The organism is Vibrio rarus (assembly GCF_024347075.1).
Lineage (GTDB): Bacteria > Pseudomonadota > Gammaproteobacteria > Enterobacterales > Vibrionaceae > Vibrio > Vibrio rarus.
Genome location: NZ_AP024901.1, coordinates 405709 through 426162, shown reverse-complemented (window position 1 = coordinate 426162; position 20454 = coordinate 405709). Strand labels below are relative to the sequence as shown.

Annotated in this window: 21 protein-coding genes, 1 pseudogene and 1 riboswitch; of the genes and pseudogenes, 13 read left to right on the top strand and 9 right to left on the bottom strand. The window is 39.2% G+C overall.

The genetic code is table 11. The annotated features are described in order from the left end of the window. Positions 1–54: 54 nt before the first annotated feature. Complete coding sequence (gene pyrC / locus OCU56_RS15005; RefSeq protein WP_261875527.1) at positions 55–1086, bottom strand: dihydroorotase; 1032 nt, start codon at positions 1084–1086, stop codon at positions 55–57. A 147-nt stretch (positions 1087–1233) separates the two neighbouring features. Here pyrC and OCU56_RS15000 point away from each other — a divergent pair, with 147 nt between their 5' ends. Beyond that, positions 1234–2070, top strand: coding sequence for an MOSC domain-containing protein (locus OCU56_RS15000; protein WP_261875526.1), 837 nt, complete (start codon positions 1234–1236; stop codon positions 2068–2070). 63 nt (positions 2071–2133) lie between these two features. Here the strand turns inward: OCU56_RS15000 and OCU56_RS14995 are convergent, their stop codons facing one another. The 3 genes from OCU56_RS14995 to OCU56_RS14985 all read right to left on the bottom strand — a co-directional run bounded on the left by OCU56_RS14995 (position 2134) and on the right by OCU56_RS14985 (position 5922). After that, positions 2134–2724, bottom strand: a complete 591-nt coding sequence (locus tag OCU56_RS14995; RefSeq protein WP_261875525.1) for a hypothetical protein — start codon at positions 2722–2724, stop codon at positions 2134–2136. Positions 2725–2866: 142 nt separating this feature from the next. Next, entirely contained in the window at positions 2867–5074 is a 2208-nt protein-coding gene (locus OCU56_RS14990) for a bifunctional diguanylate cyclase/phosphodiesterase (protein ID WP_261875524.1), read from the bottom strand. A 20-nt stretch (positions 5075–5094) separates the two neighbouring features. After that, positions 5095–5922, bottom strand: a complete 828-nt coding sequence (locus tag OCU56_RS14985) for a sensor domain-containing diguanylate cyclase (protein ID WP_261875523.1) — start codon at positions 5920–5922, stop codon at positions 5095–5097. Between the two features lie 195 nt (positions 5923–6117). Here OCU56_RS14985 and OCU56_RS14980 point away from each other — a divergent pair, with 195 nt between their 5' ends. Continuing rightward, a complete protein-coding gene (locus OCU56_RS14980; protein ID WP_261875522.1) occupies positions 6118–6726 on the top strand; it encodes a histidine phosphatase family protein in 609 nt (202 codons plus the stop codon). 98 nt (positions 6727–6824) lie between these two features. After that, positions 6825–7514 (top strand): pseudouridine synthase, encoded by a 690-nt coding sequence (locus OCU56_RS14975; protein ID WP_261875521.1) that lies wholly within the window; start codon positions 6825–6827, stop codon positions 7512–7514. Between the two features lie 82 nt (positions 7515–7596). Here OCU56_RS14975 and OCU56_RS14970 read toward each other — a convergent pair whose 3' ends face one another. From OCU56_RS14970 to OCU56_RS14960, 3 genes and pseudogenes are all read right to left on the bottom strand, one after another. After that, entirely contained in the window at positions 7597–9159 is a 1563-nt protein-coding gene (locus OCU56_RS14970; RefSeq protein ID WP_261875520.1) for a polysaccharide lyase family 7 protein, read from the bottom strand. 222 nt (positions 9160–9381) lie between these two features. Continuing rightward, positions 9382–10245: pseudogene (locus OCU56_RS14965) on the bottom strand (polysaccharide lyase family 7 protein); the annotation flags it as partial. Between the two features lie 438 nt (positions 10246–10683). Then, positions 10684–11064, bottom strand: a complete 381-nt coding sequence (locus OCU56_RS14960; RefSeq protein ID WP_261875519.1) for a DUF2750 domain-containing protein — start codon at positions 11062–11064, stop codon at positions 10684–10686. A gap of 302 nt (positions 11065–11366) precedes the next feature. On the opposite strand from OCU56_RS14960, the gene OCU56_RS14955 reads away from it, so the two are divergent. The 3 genes from OCU56_RS14955 to OCU56_RS14945 all read left to right on the top strand — a co-directional run bounded on the left by OCU56_RS14955 (position 11367) and on the right by OCU56_RS14945 (position 14284). Then, the gene (locus tag OCU56_RS14955) at positions 11367–12326 is read left to right on the top strand and encodes a polysaccharide lyase family 7 protein (RefSeq protein WP_261875518.1); all 960 of its coding nucleotides are present in this window, start codon (positions 11367–11369) and stop codon (positions 12324–12326) included. Between the two features lie 413 nt (positions 12327–12739). Further along, on the top strand, positions 12740–13249 hold the full coding sequence (locus tag OCU56_RS14950) for a magnesium transporter (protein WP_261875517.1): 510 nt from the start codon (positions 12740–12742) through the stop codon (positions 13247–13249). A gap of 3 nt (positions 13250–13252) precedes the next feature. Then, a complete protein-coding gene (locus OCU56_RS14945) occupies positions 13253–14284 on the top strand; it encodes an HlyD family secretion protein (protein ID WP_261875516.1) in 1032 nt (343 codons plus the stop codon). Positions 14285–14337: 53 nt separating this feature from the next. Here OCU56_RS14945 and OCU56_RS14940 read toward each other — a convergent pair whose 3' ends face one another. Together OCU56_RS14940 and OCU56_RS14935 are read right to left on the bottom strand one after the other, a co-directional pair. Beyond that, positions 14338–15156 (bottom strand): LysR family transcriptional regulator, encoded by an 819-nt coding sequence (locus OCU56_RS14940; RefSeq protein WP_261875515.1) that lies wholly within the window; start codon positions 15154–15156, stop codon positions 14338–14340. Between the two features lie 88 nt (positions 15157–15244). Further along, entirely contained in the window at positions 15245–15973 is a 729-nt protein-coding gene (locus OCU56_RS14935; RefSeq protein ID WP_261875577.1) for a nitroreductase family protein, read from the bottom strand. A gap of 300 nt (positions 15974–16273) precedes the next feature. Here OCU56_RS14935 and OCU56_RS14930 point away from each other — a divergent pair, with 300 nt between their 5' ends. From OCU56_RS14930 to OCU56_RS14900, 7 genes are all read left to right on the top strand, one after another. After that, complete coding sequence (locus OCU56_RS14930; protein WP_261875514.1) at positions 16274–16627, top strand: hypothetical protein; 354 nt, start codon at positions 16274–16276, stop codon at positions 16625–16627. Continuing rightward, positions 16627–17070 carry a hypothetical protein gene (locus tag OCU56_RS14925; protein WP_261875513.1) on the top strand — a complete coding sequence of 148 codons (444 nt, stop codon included), beginning with the start codon at positions 16627–16629 and terminating at the stop codon, positions 17068–17070. The genes OCU56_RS14930 and OCU56_RS14925 overlap by 1 nt, the downstream gene beginning before the upstream one ends. A gap of 4 nt (positions 17071–17074) precedes the next feature. Then, entirely contained in the window at positions 17075–17569 is a 495-nt protein-coding gene (locus OCU56_RS14920) for a hypothetical protein (protein ID WP_261875512.1), read from the top strand. Between the two features lie 47 nt (positions 17570–17616). Next, entirely contained in the window at positions 17617–18057 is a 441-nt protein-coding gene (locus tag OCU56_RS14915) for a hypothetical protein (RefSeq protein WP_261875511.1), read from the top strand. After that, positions 18058–18546 (top strand): hypothetical protein, encoded by a 489-nt coding sequence (locus tag OCU56_RS14910; RefSeq protein WP_261875510.1) that lies wholly within the window; start codon positions 18058–18060, stop codon positions 18544–18546. Positions 18547–18634: 88 nt separating this feature from the next. Continuing rightward, positions 18635–18732, top strand: a riboswitch (TPP riboswitch). Between the two features lie 59 nt (positions 18733–18791). Continuing rightward, positions 18792–19613 (top strand): bifunctional hydroxymethylpyrimidine kinase/phosphomethylpyrimidine kinase, encoded by an 822-nt coding sequence (gene thiD, locus OCU56_RS14905; protein WP_261875509.1) that lies wholly within the window; start codon positions 18792–18794, stop codon positions 19611–19613. A 55-nt stretch (positions 19614–19668) separates the two neighbouring features. Beyond that, the gene (locus tag OCU56_RS14900; protein ID WP_261875624.1) at positions 19669–20439 is read left to right on the top strand and encodes an ABC transporter ATP-binding protein; all 771 of its coding nucleotides are present in this window, start codon (positions 19669–19671) and stop codon (positions 20437–20439) included. Positions 20440–20454: the final 15 nt, after the last annotated feature.

Below are 20454 nucleotides of genomic sequence, written 5' to 3'. Positions count from 1 at the left end.
GGTGTAAATAAATTAAAGGTTGTTAATAACAACCTTTAATTTGATGAGCAATGCTTATGCTTTCACTTTCCAAGATAGGGTTTCGCCACCTTTAATTGGCACAACGATATCCTGACCAAACGGCATGCTTTCGGCTACTGGCCACTCTTCTTTTACTAAAGTGACGGTGTCGCTGTTGCGTGGCAGATTATAAAAATCAGGGCCATTATGGCTGGCAAAAGCTTCTAAATTGTCAAGTTTACCTTCTGCTTCAAATACTTCCGCATATAACTCTAGTGCGGCGTGGGCCGTGTAAGATCCAGCACAACCACAAGCGGTCTCTTTGCGGCCTTTAGCATGGGGGGCAGAGTCGGTACCAATAAAGAATTTTTTATCACCACTAGTTGCCGCTTCTACTAATGCTTTTTGGTGTGTGTTGCGCTTTAGGATCGGTAAGCAATAAAAGTGCGGACGTATGCCTCCCGCTAGCATATGATTACGGTTATACATTAAGTGATGGGCGGTAATGGTGGCCGCCACATTGTCATTGGCATTTTGAACAAACTCTACCGCATCGGCCGTAGTGATGTGCTCTAAGACAATTTTAAGTTTAGGGAAGTCATTGACGATAGGTGCAAGCACGGTGTCTAGAAATTGCTTTTCGCGATCGAAAATGTCCACATCGTGAGAGGTTACTTCACCATGAATAAGCAGCAAGATGCCTTGTTTCTCCATCTCTTCAAGCACAGGGTACACTTTCTTAGCATCGGTGACACCTGAATCAGAGTTGGTGGTCGCGCCAGCAGGGTAGAGTTTACAAGCGACGATTTGTCCTGATGCTTTGGCTTGCTGGATGTCTTCTTTGGTGGTGTTATCTGTTAAATAAAGAGACATGAGCGGAGTAAAGGTTTCACTATGGTTGTGCTCATTAATACGCGCTAAATACGCTACCGCTTGTTCGGTATTGGTTGTCGGCGGGACGGTGTTTGGCATCACCAAAGCTCGACCATTGTATCGACTGATATCACGTACCGTGTCTTTGAGTACGTCGCCATCGCGAAGGTGAACATGCCAATCGTCAGGGCGTGTAATGGTTAAGTTGGTCATAAGTGTGCTCCCGCCAAAATAGTCAATAAGAAGAAACCGTGTTGTGGTAAGGTAATTAAAGCCACGCAAACGATTACTTGAATGCGGGCGAATAATAGCGAAAATGCGATAAGATTGCATTAACATTGAGAGAGTTAGAGGTATAAAGTGAAGGATATCGCTCAATTATCGGGAATAAATGTTTATCCCGTAAAGTCTACGTCTGGTATTGCTCAATCTAGGGCTTGGGTGGGTTTGGAAGGCATCAGTTTTGACCGCCGATTTGTGGTTACGGATCTTGCCGGAAGAATGGTCACCGCACGAAAATACCCGAAGATGGTCACCATAAAAAGTACCCTGTTAAGCGATGGTATTGTGTTGCAAGCACCGGGTATGACACGCCTTCATCTGTCTGTTAACGATTTTCAACGTGATGAATTTGAATGTAAAATTTGGAGTGACCGCTTCTTAGCTTATACCACAACCGAACAAGCTAATGCTTGGTTTAGCCAGGCCATAGGTTCTGATGTTCAATTATTATATTGTGGTGAAGAGTCTAACCGCTATCGTGAAAAATTAGACACTCGAGTCAGTTTTGCCGATGGTTACCCTCTGCTGGTCATTTCACAAGGCTCGTTAGATGAGCTTAATCGCAGAGCCTCTTCTCCTCAGTCGATGGCGCAGTTTCGTACTAATCTTGTTATTGATGGTGTTGACGCTTTTGCGGAAGATAGCTGGGAAAAAATTGCCATTGGTGAAGTGGAGTTTAGAGTCGGTAAACCTTGCCAACGTTGTGTGTTAACCTCAGTGAACCCCAACACTGGAGAAAAAATGGCAGCCCAAGAGCCCACCGTCACTTTATCCAAATTTAGAGCCAACGAAAAAGGCGCCATCTTCTTCGGCATGAACTTAATTGCCCTAAACGAAGGTGTAATCGAACTCGGTGACAAACTAAAAATACTAGAAACACGCACCCCTACCATTTACCCAGACACCCATAATTAATCAACAGCCAAAAGGGACACTGTATCAAAGCATACAGTGCCTTTCATGAGACTCATAATTAAATTATTTGGTTCTATTATTAAACCAACTTTTTTTATCAACATAAATACCATTTTTGATTAGCTCATCCTTGGAAAGGATATATTCCTTATTACTTTCTGTTTCGTACATTTTATTAACAAGTGCAGTTGCCATTTTAGTGTTATTTAATATATGTGACAATTCATTTATTAAAAAATAGTGTAAGGAACTGCCTTTAAAATCCGGTTCAAAATGAGTATTTAAATTGCCTTTATAGGGTTTATGTAAACTAATTTTTGCTTTTTCAAATAATGATGCACTTTCTCCAGAAAAAAAAACTAAGAGACAACTTGATTCACAATAAGTTTCTACTCGTGTGTTTAAATGACGTACACTAATAAATTTTGCTAATTTAAATGCATCTATAATTAAACCCCCATGTGATTGTAAAATAATATTTCTGATATTTGAATGATGAAGATTATAATTATACTCAAATTTACGAGTTTCTTGCTTGTCTATGTCACCATTAACAACCAATGCATCCCATTTCTTTACAAATTTGTAAGAGGCAGATAAACAACTATAAGAGAATAATAAAGAACTAATTAGTATAAGAGATTTAATATGCATTAACTTAATAAACCTTATGTATTGGATACGTTTAAATAAATATATTATCGTTGACTTATTGAATTACTTTCTAATAATCAATTTGACTAAAACTAAATGTATAAAACAGGCAAATTAAATAACACTTAGTGGTGATACTATATCATCGATTAATAAATAATGATAAATCAGCCAAATTTAATGGTTTAGAATAATAATATCCTTGGTATATATCACACCCATTCTGATGTAGAAAATCTAGCTGTTGATAGTTTTCAATACCTTCAGCTAACACAGTAATACCTAGGTCCTTACCGATTTTTATAATATTTTTAACCATTATATTATCTTTTTCATTATCAATCACATTATCAATGAAGCTCTTATCGATTTTTAGCTCATCAATAGGAATTTCTTTTAATAATGATAGAGAAGAGTATCCAGTACCAAAATCATCTAATGAAAGGAGTATATTTTCTTGTTTTATGTCATTAAAAATAGGTAATAATTTATCCATTCGCTCAATAAATAAATTTTCAGTTATTTCTATAGTAACTTCCAAATAGGAGCTTTTAAATTTATTTAGCTTAGAACGCAGTATATTAATAAAGTTGTCTTGAACAAACTGACAAACAGAAATATTAATGGAAAGTTTAAAAGAAATATCGTGTTCCTGCTGGAAAGCAGAGATTTCTTTCAATGACTGTTCAATTATAAACTCTCCAAGTTTTGGCATGATACCTATTTTTTCTGCCGCAGGGATAAATAGGTTGGGTGAGATAAAGCCTAAAGTTGGGTTTTTCCATCTAACTAAAGCTTCAACACCATATAGTTCACCAACTTTATTAACTTGAGGTTGATACATCATGCTAATTTCATTGTTCACAACTGCTCTTTTCAGTTCAGATTCCATTTTTATATTGTTAATAATGTTGTTATTAATTTCATCAGAAAATAAAGTGAATTGATTATTTGTGTTTTTTGAAATTAACATACAATGACTTGCGTAGCTAATTAATGTGTTAATATCAACTTTCTGTTTTGAATCACACGGAACTATCCCAATAGATACGGAAAGATCAATATGTGAGACATTAGATGTTTTTTTAACACAATATGTACGACACAGCTCTATTGATAGTCTTTGACAAAAATCTTTAATTTCATTTTGATTCTCGACCAATAATATAAATTTATCAGAAGTGGCACGAATAGCAATGCCATTAATATTCGTTACAAATTTATTTAAACGTTTACTGATCTTAATTAATATTAGATCACCAAATTCATAGCCATATAAATCATTTACAATTTGAAAGTTATTTATATTTATATAAACCATAAGAAATCTATTGTATTTCTTATGTATATACTTACTTGTCAATATGTTACGGTTATATAATCCTGTTAATATATCATGCTGGGATTGATATAGTGCAGCAGAAATCGCTTTCATTTTTAATCGATCATTCCATTTGAAAACAATAAAAAGAATAGCTATAAAGAATAAGTAGATACAAGAATAAATACAGGAAGTCTTAATTAAATTAATAGTAAGTTGTTTAGTTGATGATGTTGAATAAAACCATAAATCAAACTTTTTATTATAAGTTAGTATTGCATTACCTTTTCTAATAAATCCACTAGACTCATGTAATGTGCTTAAGGTATGAGATTTGAAGATACTACTGAGATCACGAACAAAAGAGTCATTGTAAATAACAGGGTATTTATTTATTGAAATATGACTGCTAAATAAAGTTAGGAAACTATCATCAAAAATTATTTCTTGTTTGAATTTTTTATCAACCTCTTTATTTAACTTCTCTGATAACTTATATAAATCAAACGCTATTGAAAACACACCAATCGTTTTTCCATTTTGATCTATTATTCTTTTTCTTAAAGGAACAATCCATGTTTTAAGTTTATTATGGTAGTAAGGTTTGCAAATAATGACATCATTTGTTTGAGTTGACTTTATAAAGTCATTTTTAGTGCTTGTATTATTTAAAGGATTAATAGAAAATTGATTATTTAAATTACTACTAAGTGATTTTATTTTGCCATTAGCATCACTAAATGCAAATCCAATAATTAATGGGTTATTAGAAATGATATTATCAATAAGAGTATTATGTAGATCTATATATATATGCCTGTCGGTACTGATTAACTTTAAAATTGACTGCAGTTGAGATAACTTAGATATAGTATATGATTCAAAAAGTTTAGATGTATATAATTGTTTGGTTTGTAGCTTTTTTACTTCTTGGTGATGTAAATTTACGACACTGAATATTACTATAAATAAACTAATTAATGAAATGAAATTAAATATCATCCAGTTTTTTTTAAAAGTTTTAATCATATAGAGACCATTTAATATAATTAGGCATAGCTAACTTTATTTTTACCTGTTAGTTTTGAATGATATAAAGCATTATCAGTAGTTTTAAGTAAATTCTTACGATTGTTATTGCATGAATAAATAGTGGCGCCTAAACTTATGGTTATCACCGTATTATCTAAAATAGATGTAGATTCAATTTTATATCTTATTTCTTCGGATACATTTTTCAATGTTGATTTGTCATTAATATTAAACAATATAATTGCAAATTCATCACCTCCAATTCTATATACTTTGCCTAATGGATTAATAATATTTTTTAAAATATCACCAATTCTAGATAAGACTGTATCACCACAATTGTGACCATTTAAGTCGTTTATTTGTTTAAAATTGTCGATATCTAAAATAATTAGTCCGTAATTGACATCTGGCTTATCACTTAAAGTTAAATGTAAATCATTTTCAAATTTTCTTCTATTACAAACCAGAGTCATTGAATCTATATTGGATAAGTATTCAAGTCTTTTTTCTTCTGTTTTATTTATAAATAATACGGCAAAACCTGTTATGATAAGCTTATCTTTAATTGGAGATAAAGTTGCGGAATAATAATGTATAGTCCCATTATTATTGATGAAATAACCGTTAAAATTCACAGTTTCATCATTTAAAACTTGTTCAATATATTGTTTATTTATCCCAGAGCCTTTTTCACAAGGTAGATCTGACATAGGTAAACCAATAGATTCGGCTTGTTTTATTTTGAAAATATTAGCCCCATATGAATTTATATATGTTAATTTATGATCTAGATCAAAAGCACAGCAGATAACAGGAGCAGTGTCTATTAAATCAAAAAGCATATAGGTCAGCACTTTAAAAATTAAGTTACATTAAATTTAACATGATAGTCGAATAAATAATATGAGATAAAGTGATATCTTAATTTACCTATATAGTAAGCACTTTTTAAGATCATACATAGAGCTTTTATTGATTATAAACGTAGCTTTGTGAGACAGTGCTTCAGAACAATATGTATAAGGTTAGAAAGCATTATGACAAGAATCATTGTATTAAGGCATGGGGAAACGCAATTTAATTTTGAACGTAAGTTGCAGGGGCATTGTAATTCGCCATTAACCAACAAGGGTACTGTGCAGGCTAAAAACTATGGGATTGTGTTGCGCGAGCATCTGTTAGGTTGTGAGTTTGAAGTGCATGCCAGTCCTTTGGGAAGAGCGATGCAAACGGCTCGATTGGTGTGTGAGGAAGTAGGCTATCCAGAGAAGGCCATTTTAGAAGATGTGAGATTAAAAGAATTTAATTTGGGAGACTGGGAGAAAAGAAGTATTCCTACCCTTGTTCAAGAACAACCGGATCTTCTGGCGAATAAAGACTGGTATTTACAAGCTCCTAACGCTGAAACCTATGATGAGGTGAGAGCGAGACTGAGCAGTTGGCTTGTGGACACACCTAATGAAAAAGATTTAGTGGTTGTGAGTCACGGCCTTACGGGGATAGTGCTTAGAGGTTTATTGTTGGGCATGGAATACAATGAAACTTGGCAGCAAGATTTACCTCAAGATGCCTTTTTTATCATAGAAAACAATAAAGTAAGACGAATTAGCTGTACTGATACTCCCGAAATGGCGGAAATGCTCTGATGTGAATCATGACAGATTACAGATATAGCCTGAGTGATTGCTAAATTGGCGTAGAGTAGCATAATGCACATCTATTCTCTGCTTGAGCTTTGTTCATTATGCGCCTTGATAAGTTTGTTTGTAAAAGTACCCAATTAACTAAAGATGAAGCCATTGCACGCATTCACTGTGGTGACGTGCTCGTCAATCAAAGCGTCGTAACGAATGAGTCCACTCAGGTACATGAAAATAATGCCATTTTATTGAATGGCTTCCAGCTAACACCGCGTGATTTTCGCTATATCATGCTGAATAAACCCGCGGCAACCATCTGTTCAAATATTGATGAAGTCTATCCATCACTGTTTAATTTGTTAGACATTGACCATGTGTCTGAATTGCATATAGCCGGCCGTTTAGATGCAGATACGACAGGAATGGTGCTGATTACCGATGACGGGCGCTGGTCATTTAACATTACGAGACCAACCTGCCATTGCGCAAAAGTATATCAAGTGACGTTATCTAAGGCGATCACTGACGATGCTGCCATACAAATTAAAAGTGGCATAAAGCTACAGGGCGAGGACAAATTAACCTTACCAGCCAATTTAGTTGTAATTAATTCAAAAGAAGTATTGTTAACCATTACCGAAGGGAAGTTTCACCAAGTTAAGCGAATGTTTTCTGCTGTAGGTAATCGAGTTGTTTCTCTGCATAGAGTAGCGATTGGTGAGGTGTCATTAGATATAGACGTGGGGCAGTGGCGTTATTTAACTGCACCCGAAATAGAGTCCTTTATTAAATAGCCTCCAAACAAAATTAGATAAAATAAAAAAGGCGCTCACATTATGAGCGCCTTTTATCATTTAAGCGATACTTTAGTAAATATTATTTAGCTTTGTAAGTATCGTGAGATGTTTCAAGTTTGTAGAAAGTTGCTTGAGCGTAGTCATCTAGGTCGCCGCTGATGTTTTGGTTGTAAACACCTGCTTTGAAGTACATGTAACGACCACCTTCATCATAGCCACTGTCGCTCATATCAACAACTTGAACAACGTCGTCATGACCTTTACGAGATAGTGTCACTGTCATAGTGTTAGCAACAACTTTGATTTGGTAGCTGAATTTTTCACCTAGAGCGATACCAGTATCACCAACTTCAGCAGTCATACCACCAACTAGAGGGTAGAAATCTTCTTTAGTTGCGCCTTTGCTTTCGTGTGCAAAGTAAACCGCGCCTGTTGCTTGGTTTGGTAGTTTACGGTAGTAAAGACGAATTGGCTCATCGTTTTTATCGTGGATTTGACCAATGATAAAGCGACCTACTTCGTTAGCATTACCAGTTGTTGTAGCGTGGTCGATTTTTAGTGTTGCGTTTAGAACACCATCGATAGCGCCAGCAGCTTCTTGGTCTGCAATAGGAGCTGAGCTGAATACCCAGTTGTTTTTGTTTACGCCAGTAGTGCTGATTGAGTAATCACCACGACGCAACATTTCACGTAGCTCAGTACGAGCGTATTTAGTATTTTTTGAAGTACGAACACCTTTAACATAAGCGCGGAAAACCATGCCGCCGTCGTCAGCTGTGTAGAATACTTCTGGGTGTTGGTAACCGTTAGCTAGGTCCCACTCACGAACGTTGTCTGGCTTGCCATCTTTATCATGGTCAAATGGTTGAGATAGGTACCAGTGCGTCATATCGAAGTTTTCGCTTGGCGCATTAGCTGCTAGAGGTGTTGCTGGTAGGCCAGTTGGTACTGGAAGTGCACTGCGAGTGTCACATTTTACAGTAGTCTTACAAGGGTAAACCGCTGGTACACCAAAGTTACCTTTACGTAGGTCTTTACGTGCTGCTTTACGTGCTTTCTCTGCTGCTTTCATATCAGCAATCATTGTTTGCTCAGCTGCAACAACATCTGAAGTGATGATTTGGTTAGCAGGACATGCGTTGATGCCACAGTTAACAGCCGCTAGCTCAGTTACACTGTTCCAACCATTTTTAGTGTTACCGTGACCGACATATTTAACGTAACGTGCTTTAACAGCAGGAGCAAATTGGAAACGCTCAAGGCCAATCGCTTCACCAGAACTGACTTGGTCAGCTAAAACGGTTGTCCAAGTTTTGCCATCTTCACTAAATTGAATGTCGAAACGAGTTTGACGCTGATTACCTTTACTGAATGCCGCTTGAACTGCGTCAAATTCGTGAACTGAACCGTAGTCTAATGTAGCTGACTCGCCGTCACCCGCTGAAGACCAACGAGTAGTTAGATCTTGGTCAAATAAACGGTCAGGACCGTTACCATCGTGGCTAGAAGCCGTGATTGCAACAGGAGTCAGTAAAGCTGCACCTGTTTCTTTGTTGTTAGGAAACTGAGGCGCTGTTGAGGCACAGCCCACTGCTACTAGGACAGACGTCGCTAGTAAGCTTTTAAGATAGATATGTTTCATTTTTATATTCACCTAATGAGGATAAACTAACAATGTTTAGTGCGATATATGCACGATGTTAATGCCATATGTTGATGGATAAGTTACTGCTAACTGACATCCATCACTTAAAAAATTCTTTAGAATCGATGTTTCATCGTCCTGAGCACATAGAATACATATTTTAATAATACAAATGTAAGTAAGTGTTAATAAATGCGATCAAGATCTAATATGAGGGCGCTAATAGTGATCTATGTTCAAAGAACGGAAGCTTACATCAAAGATTTCACTGGAATATTCAGGTTTAAATTGTGGATAAATACCCGCTTTAAAGTAGAAAGCTATTTCGGGATCAGTCCAATCTTCGGATAGCTTAACGGTTTTACCGTTTTTATCTTTGTAGTTTTCGCCCCAAGGAAGAAAGTGGTCTACTGCGTTCTTACCATTAGCGTCAAAAGTGGCAAGATAAATCCCATCCTCATCTGCGCGAATAGTGTATGACCATTCTTCGCCCGTAGCGTAGGTACCTAATTCGACACTGAAGTTATAGCAACTGCCACAGCTCTCATTATCTAGTTCATAGTCATTATTTAAAATAACGCGCACCGGTCGATCATCTCCTTCCCATAGTAGCTTGACCAACGCTTGGCTTATTTTCCAGCCATGAATTTGCCCTAAAACCACTTTGGGTTGGTCCATATCAGGATGTTGCTCAATTTTAAGTGTGGCATTGAGTTCGTGAGTGGAAACCTTTGTTCTAATGTCGTCTAGATACCAACTGGTATCTTCATTGCTACTGCTGCAATTGGAGCTATCAGAGCTAATATAAAGCTCACGAAACTCAGAGCGTATATAGTTTGAGTTCTCAGTGGTAGAGCCGTAACCCATATCAGCTCTAAAATGCATACGTCCATCTTCTACAGAAAAATAGGCGATATCATAGGCCGCGTCGTATATAGGTTTTTCATTTGTAAGAACATCTTTCGAGTCATTACAACGGTCTGGCATGATTTCCGCAGCACCTTCACCGCCTGAATTATACCAATCGTCTTTACTGGCAGGGATAGTCAGTTTCCAACTCTCAATATTCCAATTAAAAGAGCCATCTTCTGGCGATTCTTCAGGTGGTAGAGGCGAGTTATCCTCTGGAGGCAGAGGTGAAGTATCTTCAGGTGGTTGTGGCAAAACATCTTCAGGTGGCGTGTTATTGTCGTTGTCAGTATTATTACTGCCGTCACTACTACCACCACACCCGCTTAATATCGCAGAAGTAAGGGCTAAAACTAGAGCTGTCTTTTTCATGTTCTTTTACACTTCGATCAATAGATATATGCAAATAATTGTATTTGTACTATTTTATGTCAAATTGTAAGGTTTGAAACTGTGAACTAATACGAGTTGCACATGCCACTCTGTGAGTGTGCTCTTAACATTTTTTTAGAAAAAGTGATTTGCTTTTACCGTTTATAAAACTCTAGGGTAGGTAAAAGAGAGGGGTGGGGAGGCCGAAGAGGTGTTCGGCCTTAATGCTAGTTTTTAAGATTATCGTTTTAATTTAGACTCTTGCTTAACTAATTCCATTTCAAACTCATCAGGAAATAGCACAATGCCTTCTCCTTCTTGATCGGGAAACACCACCAATGATAACTCATCGTCTTCCAATCCATGGGTCCAGCGACTTTTCCATTTCGCTATAGAGATAGGCTCTGCCGTAAATCCTTCCCACTCACCCGTCGCCCATTGCAAAGCGTGCTCTTTTGTTGGCCATACCGGTACACAATCTTCATCTTCAGTATTTAGCATGACACTGCCATGCTCATCAATGAGTAACCAGATAGTTTTATGAGTGACGGCGGTTTTGAAAAATAGGTTAAAACGCTCAGCAGGATCGCGTGAAATAGAAGGAGTATTAGCAGAAGTCATTAATGGCCTTTAGCAAGTAATTTTGGTGTAGGCATACTATAAACGTTTTTTCGCAGTTTGTATGATTTGTCCTGCATAATTGCCCACAACAAAGTATAAGAATATTCATGCATAAATATTCAAGTGAGCATATTAACGGATTATTCTTTACAAGAAAAACAATAGAATTGATGAATATACTATCAGTTATTTTTGTATTTCATTATAAAAAGTACGATCTAGATCACAGTTTAAAGGTGACGACTGCGAGGAAATGAGGCTAATATCTTTAGTAATACAATACGACAAAGAGTGTAAAGATAATGATGAACTTTAAGACATTAAGCACTACAAAGAAAAGCAAGAAACTGGCTCTCGGTGCTATTGCTACTTTGGTGACGGCTTTAACTATGAGTGCCGGCGCGCATGCGGCCACTAAAGCTCCGTCAGATAGCTTTGATCTGCTAGGTTGGAGTATCAGTGTTCCTGTTGATTCTGATGGCAACGGTAAATCAGATCAAATAAAAGAGAAAGAATTATCCAGTGGCTATTCTGATTCAAAATTCTTCTACCTAGATAAAGACGGTGGCATGGTATTTAATGCGCCAATTTCTGGTGCGAAAACATCTAAAAACACTCACTACACACGTTCTGAACTACGTGAGATGATGCGTCGTGGTGATACGTCGTTCAAAACCAAAGGTGTTGGCGGCAACAACTGGGTATTCTCTAGTGCGCCAAAAGCCGATCAAAAAGCCGCAGGCGGTGTTGACGGAACATTAGAAGCAACTCTTGCCGTTAACCACGTAACAACTACGGGTGAAAACTGGCAGGTGGGTCGTGTGATCATTGGTCAAATTCACGCTAACAACAACGAACCTATTCGTTTGTACTACCGTAAATTGCCACAAAATAAAACCGGTTCAATTTACTTTGCTCACGAACCACGTAAAGGTTTTGGTGACGAAACTTGGCATAACATGATTGGTGATTCACTACCAAACTACTGGCATCAAGATGCGAAAGCGGTTGAACCTACTGATGGTATCGCTCTTAACGAGAAGTTTAGCTACAGCATCAATGTGAAAGGCGATCTACTGACTGTAACGTTAAAACGCGATGGCAAAAAAGATATCGTGAAAACAGTCGATATGTCTAAGAGTGGTTACGGTGAAGGCGGTCAATACATGTTCTTCAAAGCGGGTGTATACAACCAAAATAAATCTGGTAAAGCAGATGACTACGCACAAGCGACGTTCTATAAGTTAAAAGTGACTCACTAATTAGAGTCTGCTTTGGCAGTTAACCATCATTATTGATGCAACTTCCATCTCTATTAGCCCTCTTTTAAAGAGGGCTTTTTTGTACTTAAATTAATGAGACCAATCTCAAAATTAACGGATCATTCTAGCTTGTTAAAATACTTGATAACGGTGTTGCAATTTTTCAATGTAGAACAAGTACTTATAAAAAATATCGCCGTGTTCTCAAGTGCTTTTCCTGCGCTACTTCTGAGCACTTAATTACTGTGATTAAAACCCCATAAATACATGGGTAATCCACCATTGTAAGATCTTCCACAAACACCGAGTGACCGGTGCCGATCGTGTTAATGTTTAGGAATAACGCATATTCCCAAACCGCACCGCTATTACATTATGATCTCTTGCGAACCCATCACTAGAAGCGAAAACGAATGTCTGTTGCCTCTTTACCTACTGCCAATGATGGCAAAAGGAAATTTATTGCTAGGAGCATCATTTTACTTCTCTCATACCTGTTAAAGGCCGTTATTGTATTTAGCATCATTGCAGGTGCGTCTATTGCGTTGTCCTATATGGGCAGTATTCATGGAACGGATTTACCGGCCGAATACTTCAGTAATGGGCATTCTACGATCATCACTTTGCTCGATTCTGAAGTTTTTATGGGCTTTATATTTTTTGTCACATTCTCTGTTGTGATTTATGTGTTGTATCTACTGTGGCAACTGCACGAAGTGGCAGTACACAAGGCATCAAAAATGTCGAGCGCGCATACTCAAATTGTGTTTGCTTTATCGTTATGTGGCTTATTTATAGATAAAACTTGGTGGGTGCTGGCCATTATCATCGCCTTTACCCGTTGGGATGTTATTGGTCAATCAGTCTCTAAAGTGATTGGCAATGGTCTGACTCACAATAAACCCAAGTCAACTGAGGAATAAGTCATGAAAGAGATAATGCTACCTTACATCCTTATTTGCTGGATATTAGTAAAATTGGGCGTAGTTAAATGGAGCTTAAAAAATGCCACGATTATGGTTTGCACAGGGGGCCTTATTGCTGCATCCCTGTTTGTGGCTCATCGTTTTTGGTCTCCTGCGGATCTAACCGATAGCACCACAGTCAAAGCGCCTCACGCAGTATTGAGTCCCTTGTTCGGTCAAGAAGTGGATCAAGTGTACGTCACCCATAACCAGATGGTGAAAAAAGGTGATTTGATTTATACCTTGCGTTCAGAAGATACAGAATCGCAAATCGACAGTTTAGTGGCGCAAAAGAAGGCCAGTGAAGCGGAGATCTTGTCATTGAGGCATCAACAAACCAATGATCAACGTACATTAGTGCGTTTAGAAACACTGAAAGATTTTGCACAAGAGTCGGAGCGTGACGATATTCGAACGCGCATTGAAACAGCAGAAGCTAAAATTGCCGCCGCTCATGCACAAATAATGAATATAGAGGCGCAAATGGCCACTGCACAATGGCAAAATGACCGCCGTGAAGTGCGCGCACCGTTTGACGGGCAACTCTCTATTACGAATGTCACGAGTGGAACACGTACCGGTAATATGCATTTATATGCCACAGATAAGAAGTTTGTGGAAATGCGCATTCCAGAGCAAAGTTATCGCGGGATTAAAATTGGTCAGTTTGCCGAGTTTTATGTGGATGCCTATCCAGGAGAAATTTTTAGAGGACGCGTACACAGCATCACCACAGGTACTGGTGAGGCCCAAGTTCAAGTGCGCCAAGGTAGCCAGCATGTTAGGCAGCATGTGGGAAATAACACCAATAACCATGGTCGAACTATCGTCATCGAATTTAATGAACCGCAAGGATATAACATCCCCATTGGTTCAACGGGGTCGGGCTGGGTTTCTGCTGATAAACCTCACTCAATGCTAGGGTTTATGGATATTATTGGCGCGGCTACCGTTCGCTTAAAAGCGTATAAAGCGTATTTATCGGCAATGTAAATTCCGTTATTGCCAACATGACATAGCCCAGTCTGTTGATTGGGCTTTGCCCATTATGCCGTGGTGTTGGCTTTTAATTCCTCAGACACACACTTTTCTATCAGCTTGACAAGCCAAATGTTTTTGGGCGATTTTCGTTTCGATGCTTTTTGTACTGTGGCGGTATCAATACCAAGGTCAGGGATATCCGAGTCCGCTTGATACGCTTCATGACGCATGGTGTAAGCAATATCCATTAACTCTTTCATTAACATATAGTTATCGACAAAAAGGGTCGCCTCTACATCAGGAAGTGCCCTTTGAAATCTATTTTCATAATCGTTCACCCCGGAGGCAATGTACTTGATGTATTCTCCTTGTGTATTGCCCATCACAATGCCACAGCCGTTATACAGTTTCTTTTGCGATAACGTTTGCGGTTTATCACTTAATATATGAATCCCCATATCCACTTCTTCATCTAAAATCATGCTTTCAGATAATTTATTCCAGTTGCGCATTTCTATAATGGCATCGGTTTGTTGTCGGATATTTTCAATAATACGTTTACCAAACCGAATCAACATAGGCTCAAGTATGTGTAAAACAATGCGATCAACATTTTTGGGTGAAAATTGTTCTGGCTCTAAAGAGTGGGAGAGTTGTTCAAGGGCTGTGTGTAATTTAGGTTGAATGCTAAGCGCATACGAGGTTGGGGCGAGCCCTTCGGCACTGCGCGTAAAGAGTGGGTCGTCCAACTCATCGCGAAGTTGGGCAAGCACTTTAGACACATAGGATTGCGAGCGTCCGAGCTTCTTGGCGGCCCGCTGCGTTGAGTGCGTTTGCATTAACGTCAAGAACACGTGCAGTGAGTTTAGATCTGTAATTCTCATCCATTTGCCTATCTTTATTTATTAGGTTAAAGATAGGCAAATATGCAACAAAATCAATAAGTTTATCAAGTTTGATACACGGGAATTTTTAGTGTGTAAAAATAACTTCTGTGGCGGGTACTCGATGACGCTCTCCATAAATGCCCTCATCGGTACGCTTGCCGACACTGATTATCATAGTGATTTCATCATTTTTACCTAAACCAAGCAGTTTTTTACTCCGTACAGAGTCAAAACCCTCCATTGGACAAGTGTCGTAACCCTGATCGCGAATGGCCATCATAAATGTCATAGCCGCGAGTGAGGTACTTTTGTGCAGGCAAACCCTAAGATCTTGTTTAGTGACTTCACGAAACATAGGCTTTTTTAGTCCTAAACAGGTGACCAATAGTTTGCGTATACACCCTTTGATCCCCCAAGGGTCATTACTGTAGATGAAGGGAATGAGTTTTTCATAATATTTTGTGGCGCGTTTGGCTATGCCATCAATGCTGCGGTGAGCAAAATTTTCTCGGATTTGCGCCGCATTCATTGCAGCACGTTGTTGCCATTTATCCGGTGTGGTAACGAAGACAACCAACTCATTAGCGGTAGTGGCCGCGTTTTGCCCCATACACAATCTGGCTAACTGCTCTCTTTTCTGCTGATTAATGACACGATGAAACTCCCATAATTGCATGTTACTGCTATTGGGGCTTAGCAGGGTCAGATGCAAAGCGTTCTTTATAATATCATGATTAAAATCTGTGGTTTGATCGTATTTGCGCACGGAACGTCGTGAGTGGACCAATTGCTTAAAAGAGTGGTGTTGAGTCATAGGGATTGAGTATGAAAAATGATGCACGAGTTCTAACACGTTACAGCACAGCAGACAATGGCTTTTCGGCGTAGCAAACCTCACTATTACCTAAATGAATATCAGCTATTTATGTAAATCATTGTTTATTTACGCGGATAAAAAATAAAGTAGCTCCATGAAAATTAATAGTAATAACTAATGTTTAAACTAGAAATGATAATCCTTGCATACCATGTACGGGGAACGTTTTATTTTAATGTAAGTGATGCGTATTAATTGCCTGACCATATTATTTCTGTTTAACAAATGGGGGTTAACATGAAAAAACAGTGCTTTGCTGCTGTTGTTATTTGTTGTATTGGCATTGCCATGCCAGCTATGGCCAATGTACATAAATGGAAGGAAACAGATTTTCAAACGTATTCAGATAAAGCCCATGTGAGTTTTATTTTAGTTAATCGTTATCATAAAACAGCGGATTTTTATTTAAGTATAGATGATAAAAAATTCCCTAATAAAATTACATTACAGGCTAATCAAGATATTAAGCTAGATATCTCGGTGAATACCCCAGCCAGTCAAACAACAAAAAAGCAAGTGTGTACATTAATGGATACTGGCAGTGCTAATAAGTATGAGGTATGTACGCACCTTAAATTTAGGAGAATGTGATGGTGATGAAACACTATATAGGGTTGGCTGGCATCCTTCTTTGTAGCAGTGCATTGGCTAATCCTATTCCTAGTTTATCGAACCCGTCGGGCACCGATCGCATTCGTACCGAATCAGGGGCCTCGTGCGAGCAGGCGGTATCTACCGGAAAAACCTTTCAGGTGGGTACCTATGGAGCACAGGGCAATGAAGACAGTGACAATTATTACGACAACTATTATCACCAAAACCAGGATGAGGCAGGGATATACGCCGCAGTAACCATTCAATTTGGTGGAGAAGATAGGGTCGACTGTACTCGCTTGTATGAATATGAATTACGTCAGCGCAGTCGAGAGGAAGAGTTAGCTGAGGCAGAGCATGAGCTCAAGTTACTGCAAATTCAGGCGGAGAAATACCGTCTCTTAAAAACCAAACAGACCAATACAACATTTTCGGAGTAACTATATGTTGAACAAAAAACACCTGCTTTACATAGCAGCAAGCTGCGCTATCCCTTTGAGCACACTGGCGATAGCGGCTGATAATGGTGATCACAGTGATGCCACCACGAAATTTTCTGTAGAGGTAGAAGGTGAGTGCGGTGTGTCTTCTCAAAATGAAGGTACTTTGGCTATAGGGGATAATTATGACAATGGTTCATCGGCGGATCTTATGATTAATAATAACCAATATGCCAGCGTTGATCTTGAGTTTCATAAGCTGGACACCTCCAATGGAGTTAATGATGACCTGTTGTATTTTAAACTTGATGGCGCGGGTATTGATCCTAGTGAGAAGTCCGCTTCTGATTGGGACAAAGAGCGTGTGCAGATAAGTTTTGCGGAAGATGAAACCGTTAGTGTATGGGCGCGTACTTCTCAGTACCTACCCGATGGTCAAAATACGGTTGAAGTGACATGGCGACTGCATTGTCATGGTGATGCTGCAAAAATTCAGTAACAATCTGGCAGTTGATTTTTAGTCAACTGCCTTTTTTAGAGGTGCTAATGTTGCGTTGGATTCATTTAATACTGTTAGGCTTTTCTACGTCAGTGATAGCAAATTCAAATATAGAACCACAACAAAATAATGCCCAAATGGGGATGGATACTGAGCAGGTAAAGTATTTAGATAAGTATTGCCATCAAGGTGCAAAATATCATGAGCGACGTATATTTGATGCTATTTCAGATTCAGAGTTGATTAATTGGAGTAAAGTAGATTTGATTGATATATCAAGTCGATTAAATTACACCAGAACCTTAGTTGAGGATAATCACCCACAAGTGGTGAGTTGCGATATTGTGATTAATTACTTCTATGATGATAAGGATATTATTATTAGCTCACAGTACCGCGTACAAACCCAGAGTAATAAAACCTTAACCAGTACCAACATTACGAGTAAAGCGGTGAATGATTTCATGGTTCGAGTTATGGTTAATTAAATGAAGTATCTATTAGTTTGTTTGTTATTTTTCATGGGTACGTTTTCAGTGAGCGCTCATCATGAATTAAATATGAGAGCGTTGCAGCACAATCAGCATGATGTAAATAAGCACAAAAACAACCAATGTCATCTGGAAACCATCAGAGACTTAGGGGATATCGTTTTTGGTGCCCATTTTGATGGTAGCGCCTCGCAGGTCAAATTAAACGTGGATAAACACAGGCGGCGGGTGTTTCTGAGACTGAAAAGAATTGAAATGATGAGTGGGACGAATGAGGTAGCGAATCATTGGCTACAAATCCAAGTAGATGGTGACGAACGTTTTACTGGAGATATCGATTACTGGCAGCGTGGGGTCGAACTCAGTCCCCAAGCGTTTACCCAAGATGGGTATCTGGAGGTGAGATTAAGAGTCAACATGGCTAAAAGTCGCGCACCTGCTGGACGCTATGAAGCAACATTAACATGGGTCCTTTACTGTGAATAATGTGAGTTTTTGTGTATGCGAGCAGTAATTTCTGTTTGGTGGTGATTTTTAGTTTCAACAATATATTGACTCTGTTAGTATCGCTCAATCGTATTAGTCGGGGAGCCAATAGGCTGAGATCACAATAGTGAACCCGTTGAACCTGATTCAGTTAGTGCTGACGTAGGGAACTAATCGCTCTACATGTCCTCCTTGTGTTGGCTGATAGGCATTGGTTTCGTTCGTCGAGCGAAAAGGAAGTGTCTGTGTCACAATCAAAAAAAACTCCCATTGTATTAACTATTGCTGGCTCTGATAGCGGTGGTGGTGCGGGTATTCAAGCGGATATCAAGGCCATTTCAGCCACTGGAAGCTATGCTTGCTCTGTCATTACTGCTTTAACGGCGCAAAACACCCAAGGCGTGAGTGGCATTTTGCCCATTCCTGCTGAATTTATTGAGCAGCAACTTGATGCGGTATTTAGCGATCTTGATGTGGTTGCGGTAAAAGTGGGCATGTTAGCAGAAGCCTCCCTCATTCACGCTGTCGTTAACAAGCTTAAGCAGTATCAGCCTCGCTATTTGGTTGTAGACCCTGTAATGGTCGCCACCAGTGGTGATTTATTACTGCAACAATCCGCTATTGAAACGCTTAAAACGCAATTGCTCCCTTTGGCCGATGTGATCACTCCTAACTTACCTGAAGCGGCGACCCTGCTTGGTCAAGCCTTACCCACAACAGAATCACAAATGAACGCCATGATAGAAGATTTACGCGCATTAGATTGCCAAGCTGTACTTCTTAAAGGGGGCCATTTAGAGGGGGAAGCAAGTAGCACGGACTTATTGATTACCCCAGACAATGTGCAAACCTTTACGGTGCCGCGCGTGAATACGCAAAATACTCACGGCACAGGGTGCACTTTGTCATCGGCCATTGCCTCATTTATGGCGCAAACGGGGTCGTTAAGTGAGTCTGTGACTTTGGGCAAAGCGTATATTTCTAATGCTATTGCTCACGCTGATGAATTAGGTGTGGGTCATGGTCATGGTCCTGTGCATCATTTTTACGCTTTAAACGGTAAGTAAATTGGCCATGTTACCATCGCAACAGCGAGAGTCTCACACAGGGTTGCCTGAACAGATGAGTGCTAAATCGTTTCAGGGCATCGTTATTGAGAGCGGCTATTTACAGTTTTCGGATGCCACTTCTCCTTTGTTTAAACAACTGAATCTGTGTTTTGCCAAAGGAAGTTGGAGCACGGTACTTGGTAAAAGTGGCTGTGGAAAAACCAGCTTATTGCGTTTGCTGGCAGGACTTTTGCCAGAAGACATACAGTGGCAAGGGCAGATCCACAGCAGTTTCCCACAACAACTGTCCGATTCTATTGCCTATATGGCCCAGCAAGATTTGTTGATGCCATGGCTTAGTGTGCTCGATAACGTCTGTTTTAGTGACCGATTCAGTGACAAAAAACTGAGTAGGCCACAATTGGCAGAGCGCCGAGAGCAAGGGATGACATTGCTTGAACAACTGGGCTTAGCAGGGCAAGAGAGTGCTTCTCCTAGGCAGCTATCTGGTGGTATGAGGCAAAGAGTGGCACTGGCGCGCACCTTGATGCAAGATAAGCCGGTGGTATTAATGGACGAACCGTTTTCCGCTTTAGATGCGGTGACCCGTTATCGCTTGCAAGATTTGGCGTGTAAAATGCTGGAAAATAAAACCGTGGTACTGATCACCCACGATCCTCAAGAAGCCCTTCGATTAAGTGACCATATTTATCTTATGCAAGACACGCCCATTGGCATTGAATCTGTGCCCATTCCACAGGGGGCTACGCCGCGACTGATTGACGCGCAAATGGCTTCCCTTCAACAGCAGATTATTGAGCAGTTAGGAGGCCGAGATGACTAATCAAGTGCTGGCTCA

Bases quoted from the DNA above. Each gene is read 5' to 3' on its own strand.
- OCU56_RS14995 (WP_261875525.1), bottom strand. From the start codon at position 2,724: ATGCATATTAAATCTCTTATACTAATTAGTTCTTTATTATTCTCTTAT.
- OCU56_RS14930 (WP_261875514.1), top strand. From the start codon at position 16,274: ATGAAAAAACAGTGCTTTGCTGCTGTTGTTATTTGTTGTATTGGCATT.
- OCU56_RS14935 (WP_261875577.1), bottom strand. From the start codon at position 15,973: ATGACTCAACACCACTCTTTTAAGCAATTGGTCCACTCACGACGTTCC.
- OCU56_RS14985 (WP_261875523.1), bottom strand. From the start codon at position 5,922: ATGCTTTTTGATTTAATAGACACTGCTCCTGTTATCTGCTGTGCTTTT.
- OCU56_RS14910 (WP_261875510.1), top strand. From the start codon at position 18,058: ATGAAGTATCTATTAGTTTGTTTGTTATTTTTCATGGGTACGTTTTCA.
- OCU56_RS14950 (WP_261875517.1), top strand. From the start codon at position 12,740: ATGTCTGTTGCCTCTTTACCTACTGCCAATGATGGCAAAAGGAAATTT.
- OCU56_RS14925 (WP_261875513.1), top strand. From the start codon at position 16,627: ATGGTGATGAAACACTATATAGGGTTGGCTGGCATCCTTCTTTGTAGC.
- OCU56_RS14990 (WP_261875524.1), bottom strand. From the start codon at position 5,074: ATGATTAAAACTTTTAAAAAAAACTGGATGATATTTAATTTCATTTCA.
- OCU56_RS14915 (WP_261875511.1), top strand. From the start codon at position 17,617: ATGTTGCGTTGGATTCATTTAATACTGTTAGGCTTTTCTACGTCAGTG.
- OCU56_RS14970 (WP_261875520.1), bottom strand. From the start codon at position 9,159: ATGAAACATATCTATCTTAAAAGCTTACTAGCGACGTCTGTCCTAGTA.
- OCU56_RS14960 (WP_261875519.1), bottom strand. From the start codon at position 11,064: ATGACTTCTGCTAATACTCCTTCTATTTCACGCGATCCTGCTGAGCGT.
- OCU56_RS14920 (WP_261875512.1), top strand. From the start codon at position 17,075: ATGTTGAACAAAAAACACCTGCTTTACATAGCAGCAAGCTGCGCTATC.
- OCU56_RS14980 (WP_261875522.1), top strand. From the start codon at position 6,118: ATGACAAGAATCATTGTATTAAGGCATGGGGAAACGCAATTTAATTTT.
- OCU56_RS14955 (WP_261875518.1), top strand. From the start codon at position 11,367: ATGATGAACTTTAAGACATTAAGCACTACAAAGAAAAGCAAGAAACTG.
- OCU56_RS14975 (WP_261875521.1), top strand. From the start codon at position 6,825: ATGCGCCTTGATAAGTTTGTTTGTAAAAGTACCCAATTAACTAAAGAT.
- pyrC (WP_261875527.1), bottom strand. From the start codon at position 1,086: ATGACCAACTTAACCATTACACGCCCTGACGATTGGCATGTTCACCTT.
- OCU56_RS14900 (WP_261875624.1), top strand. From the start codon at position 19,669: ATGAGTGCTAAATCGTTTCAGGGCATCGTTATTGAGAGCGGCTATTTA.
- OCU56_RS14940 (WP_261875515.1), bottom strand. From the start codon at position 15,156: ATGAGAATTACAGATCTAAACTCACTGCACGTGTTCTTGACGTTAATG.
- OCU56_RS14945 (WP_261875516.1), top strand. From the start codon at position 13,253: ATGAAAGAGATAATGCTACCTTACATCCTTATTTGCTGGATATTAGTA.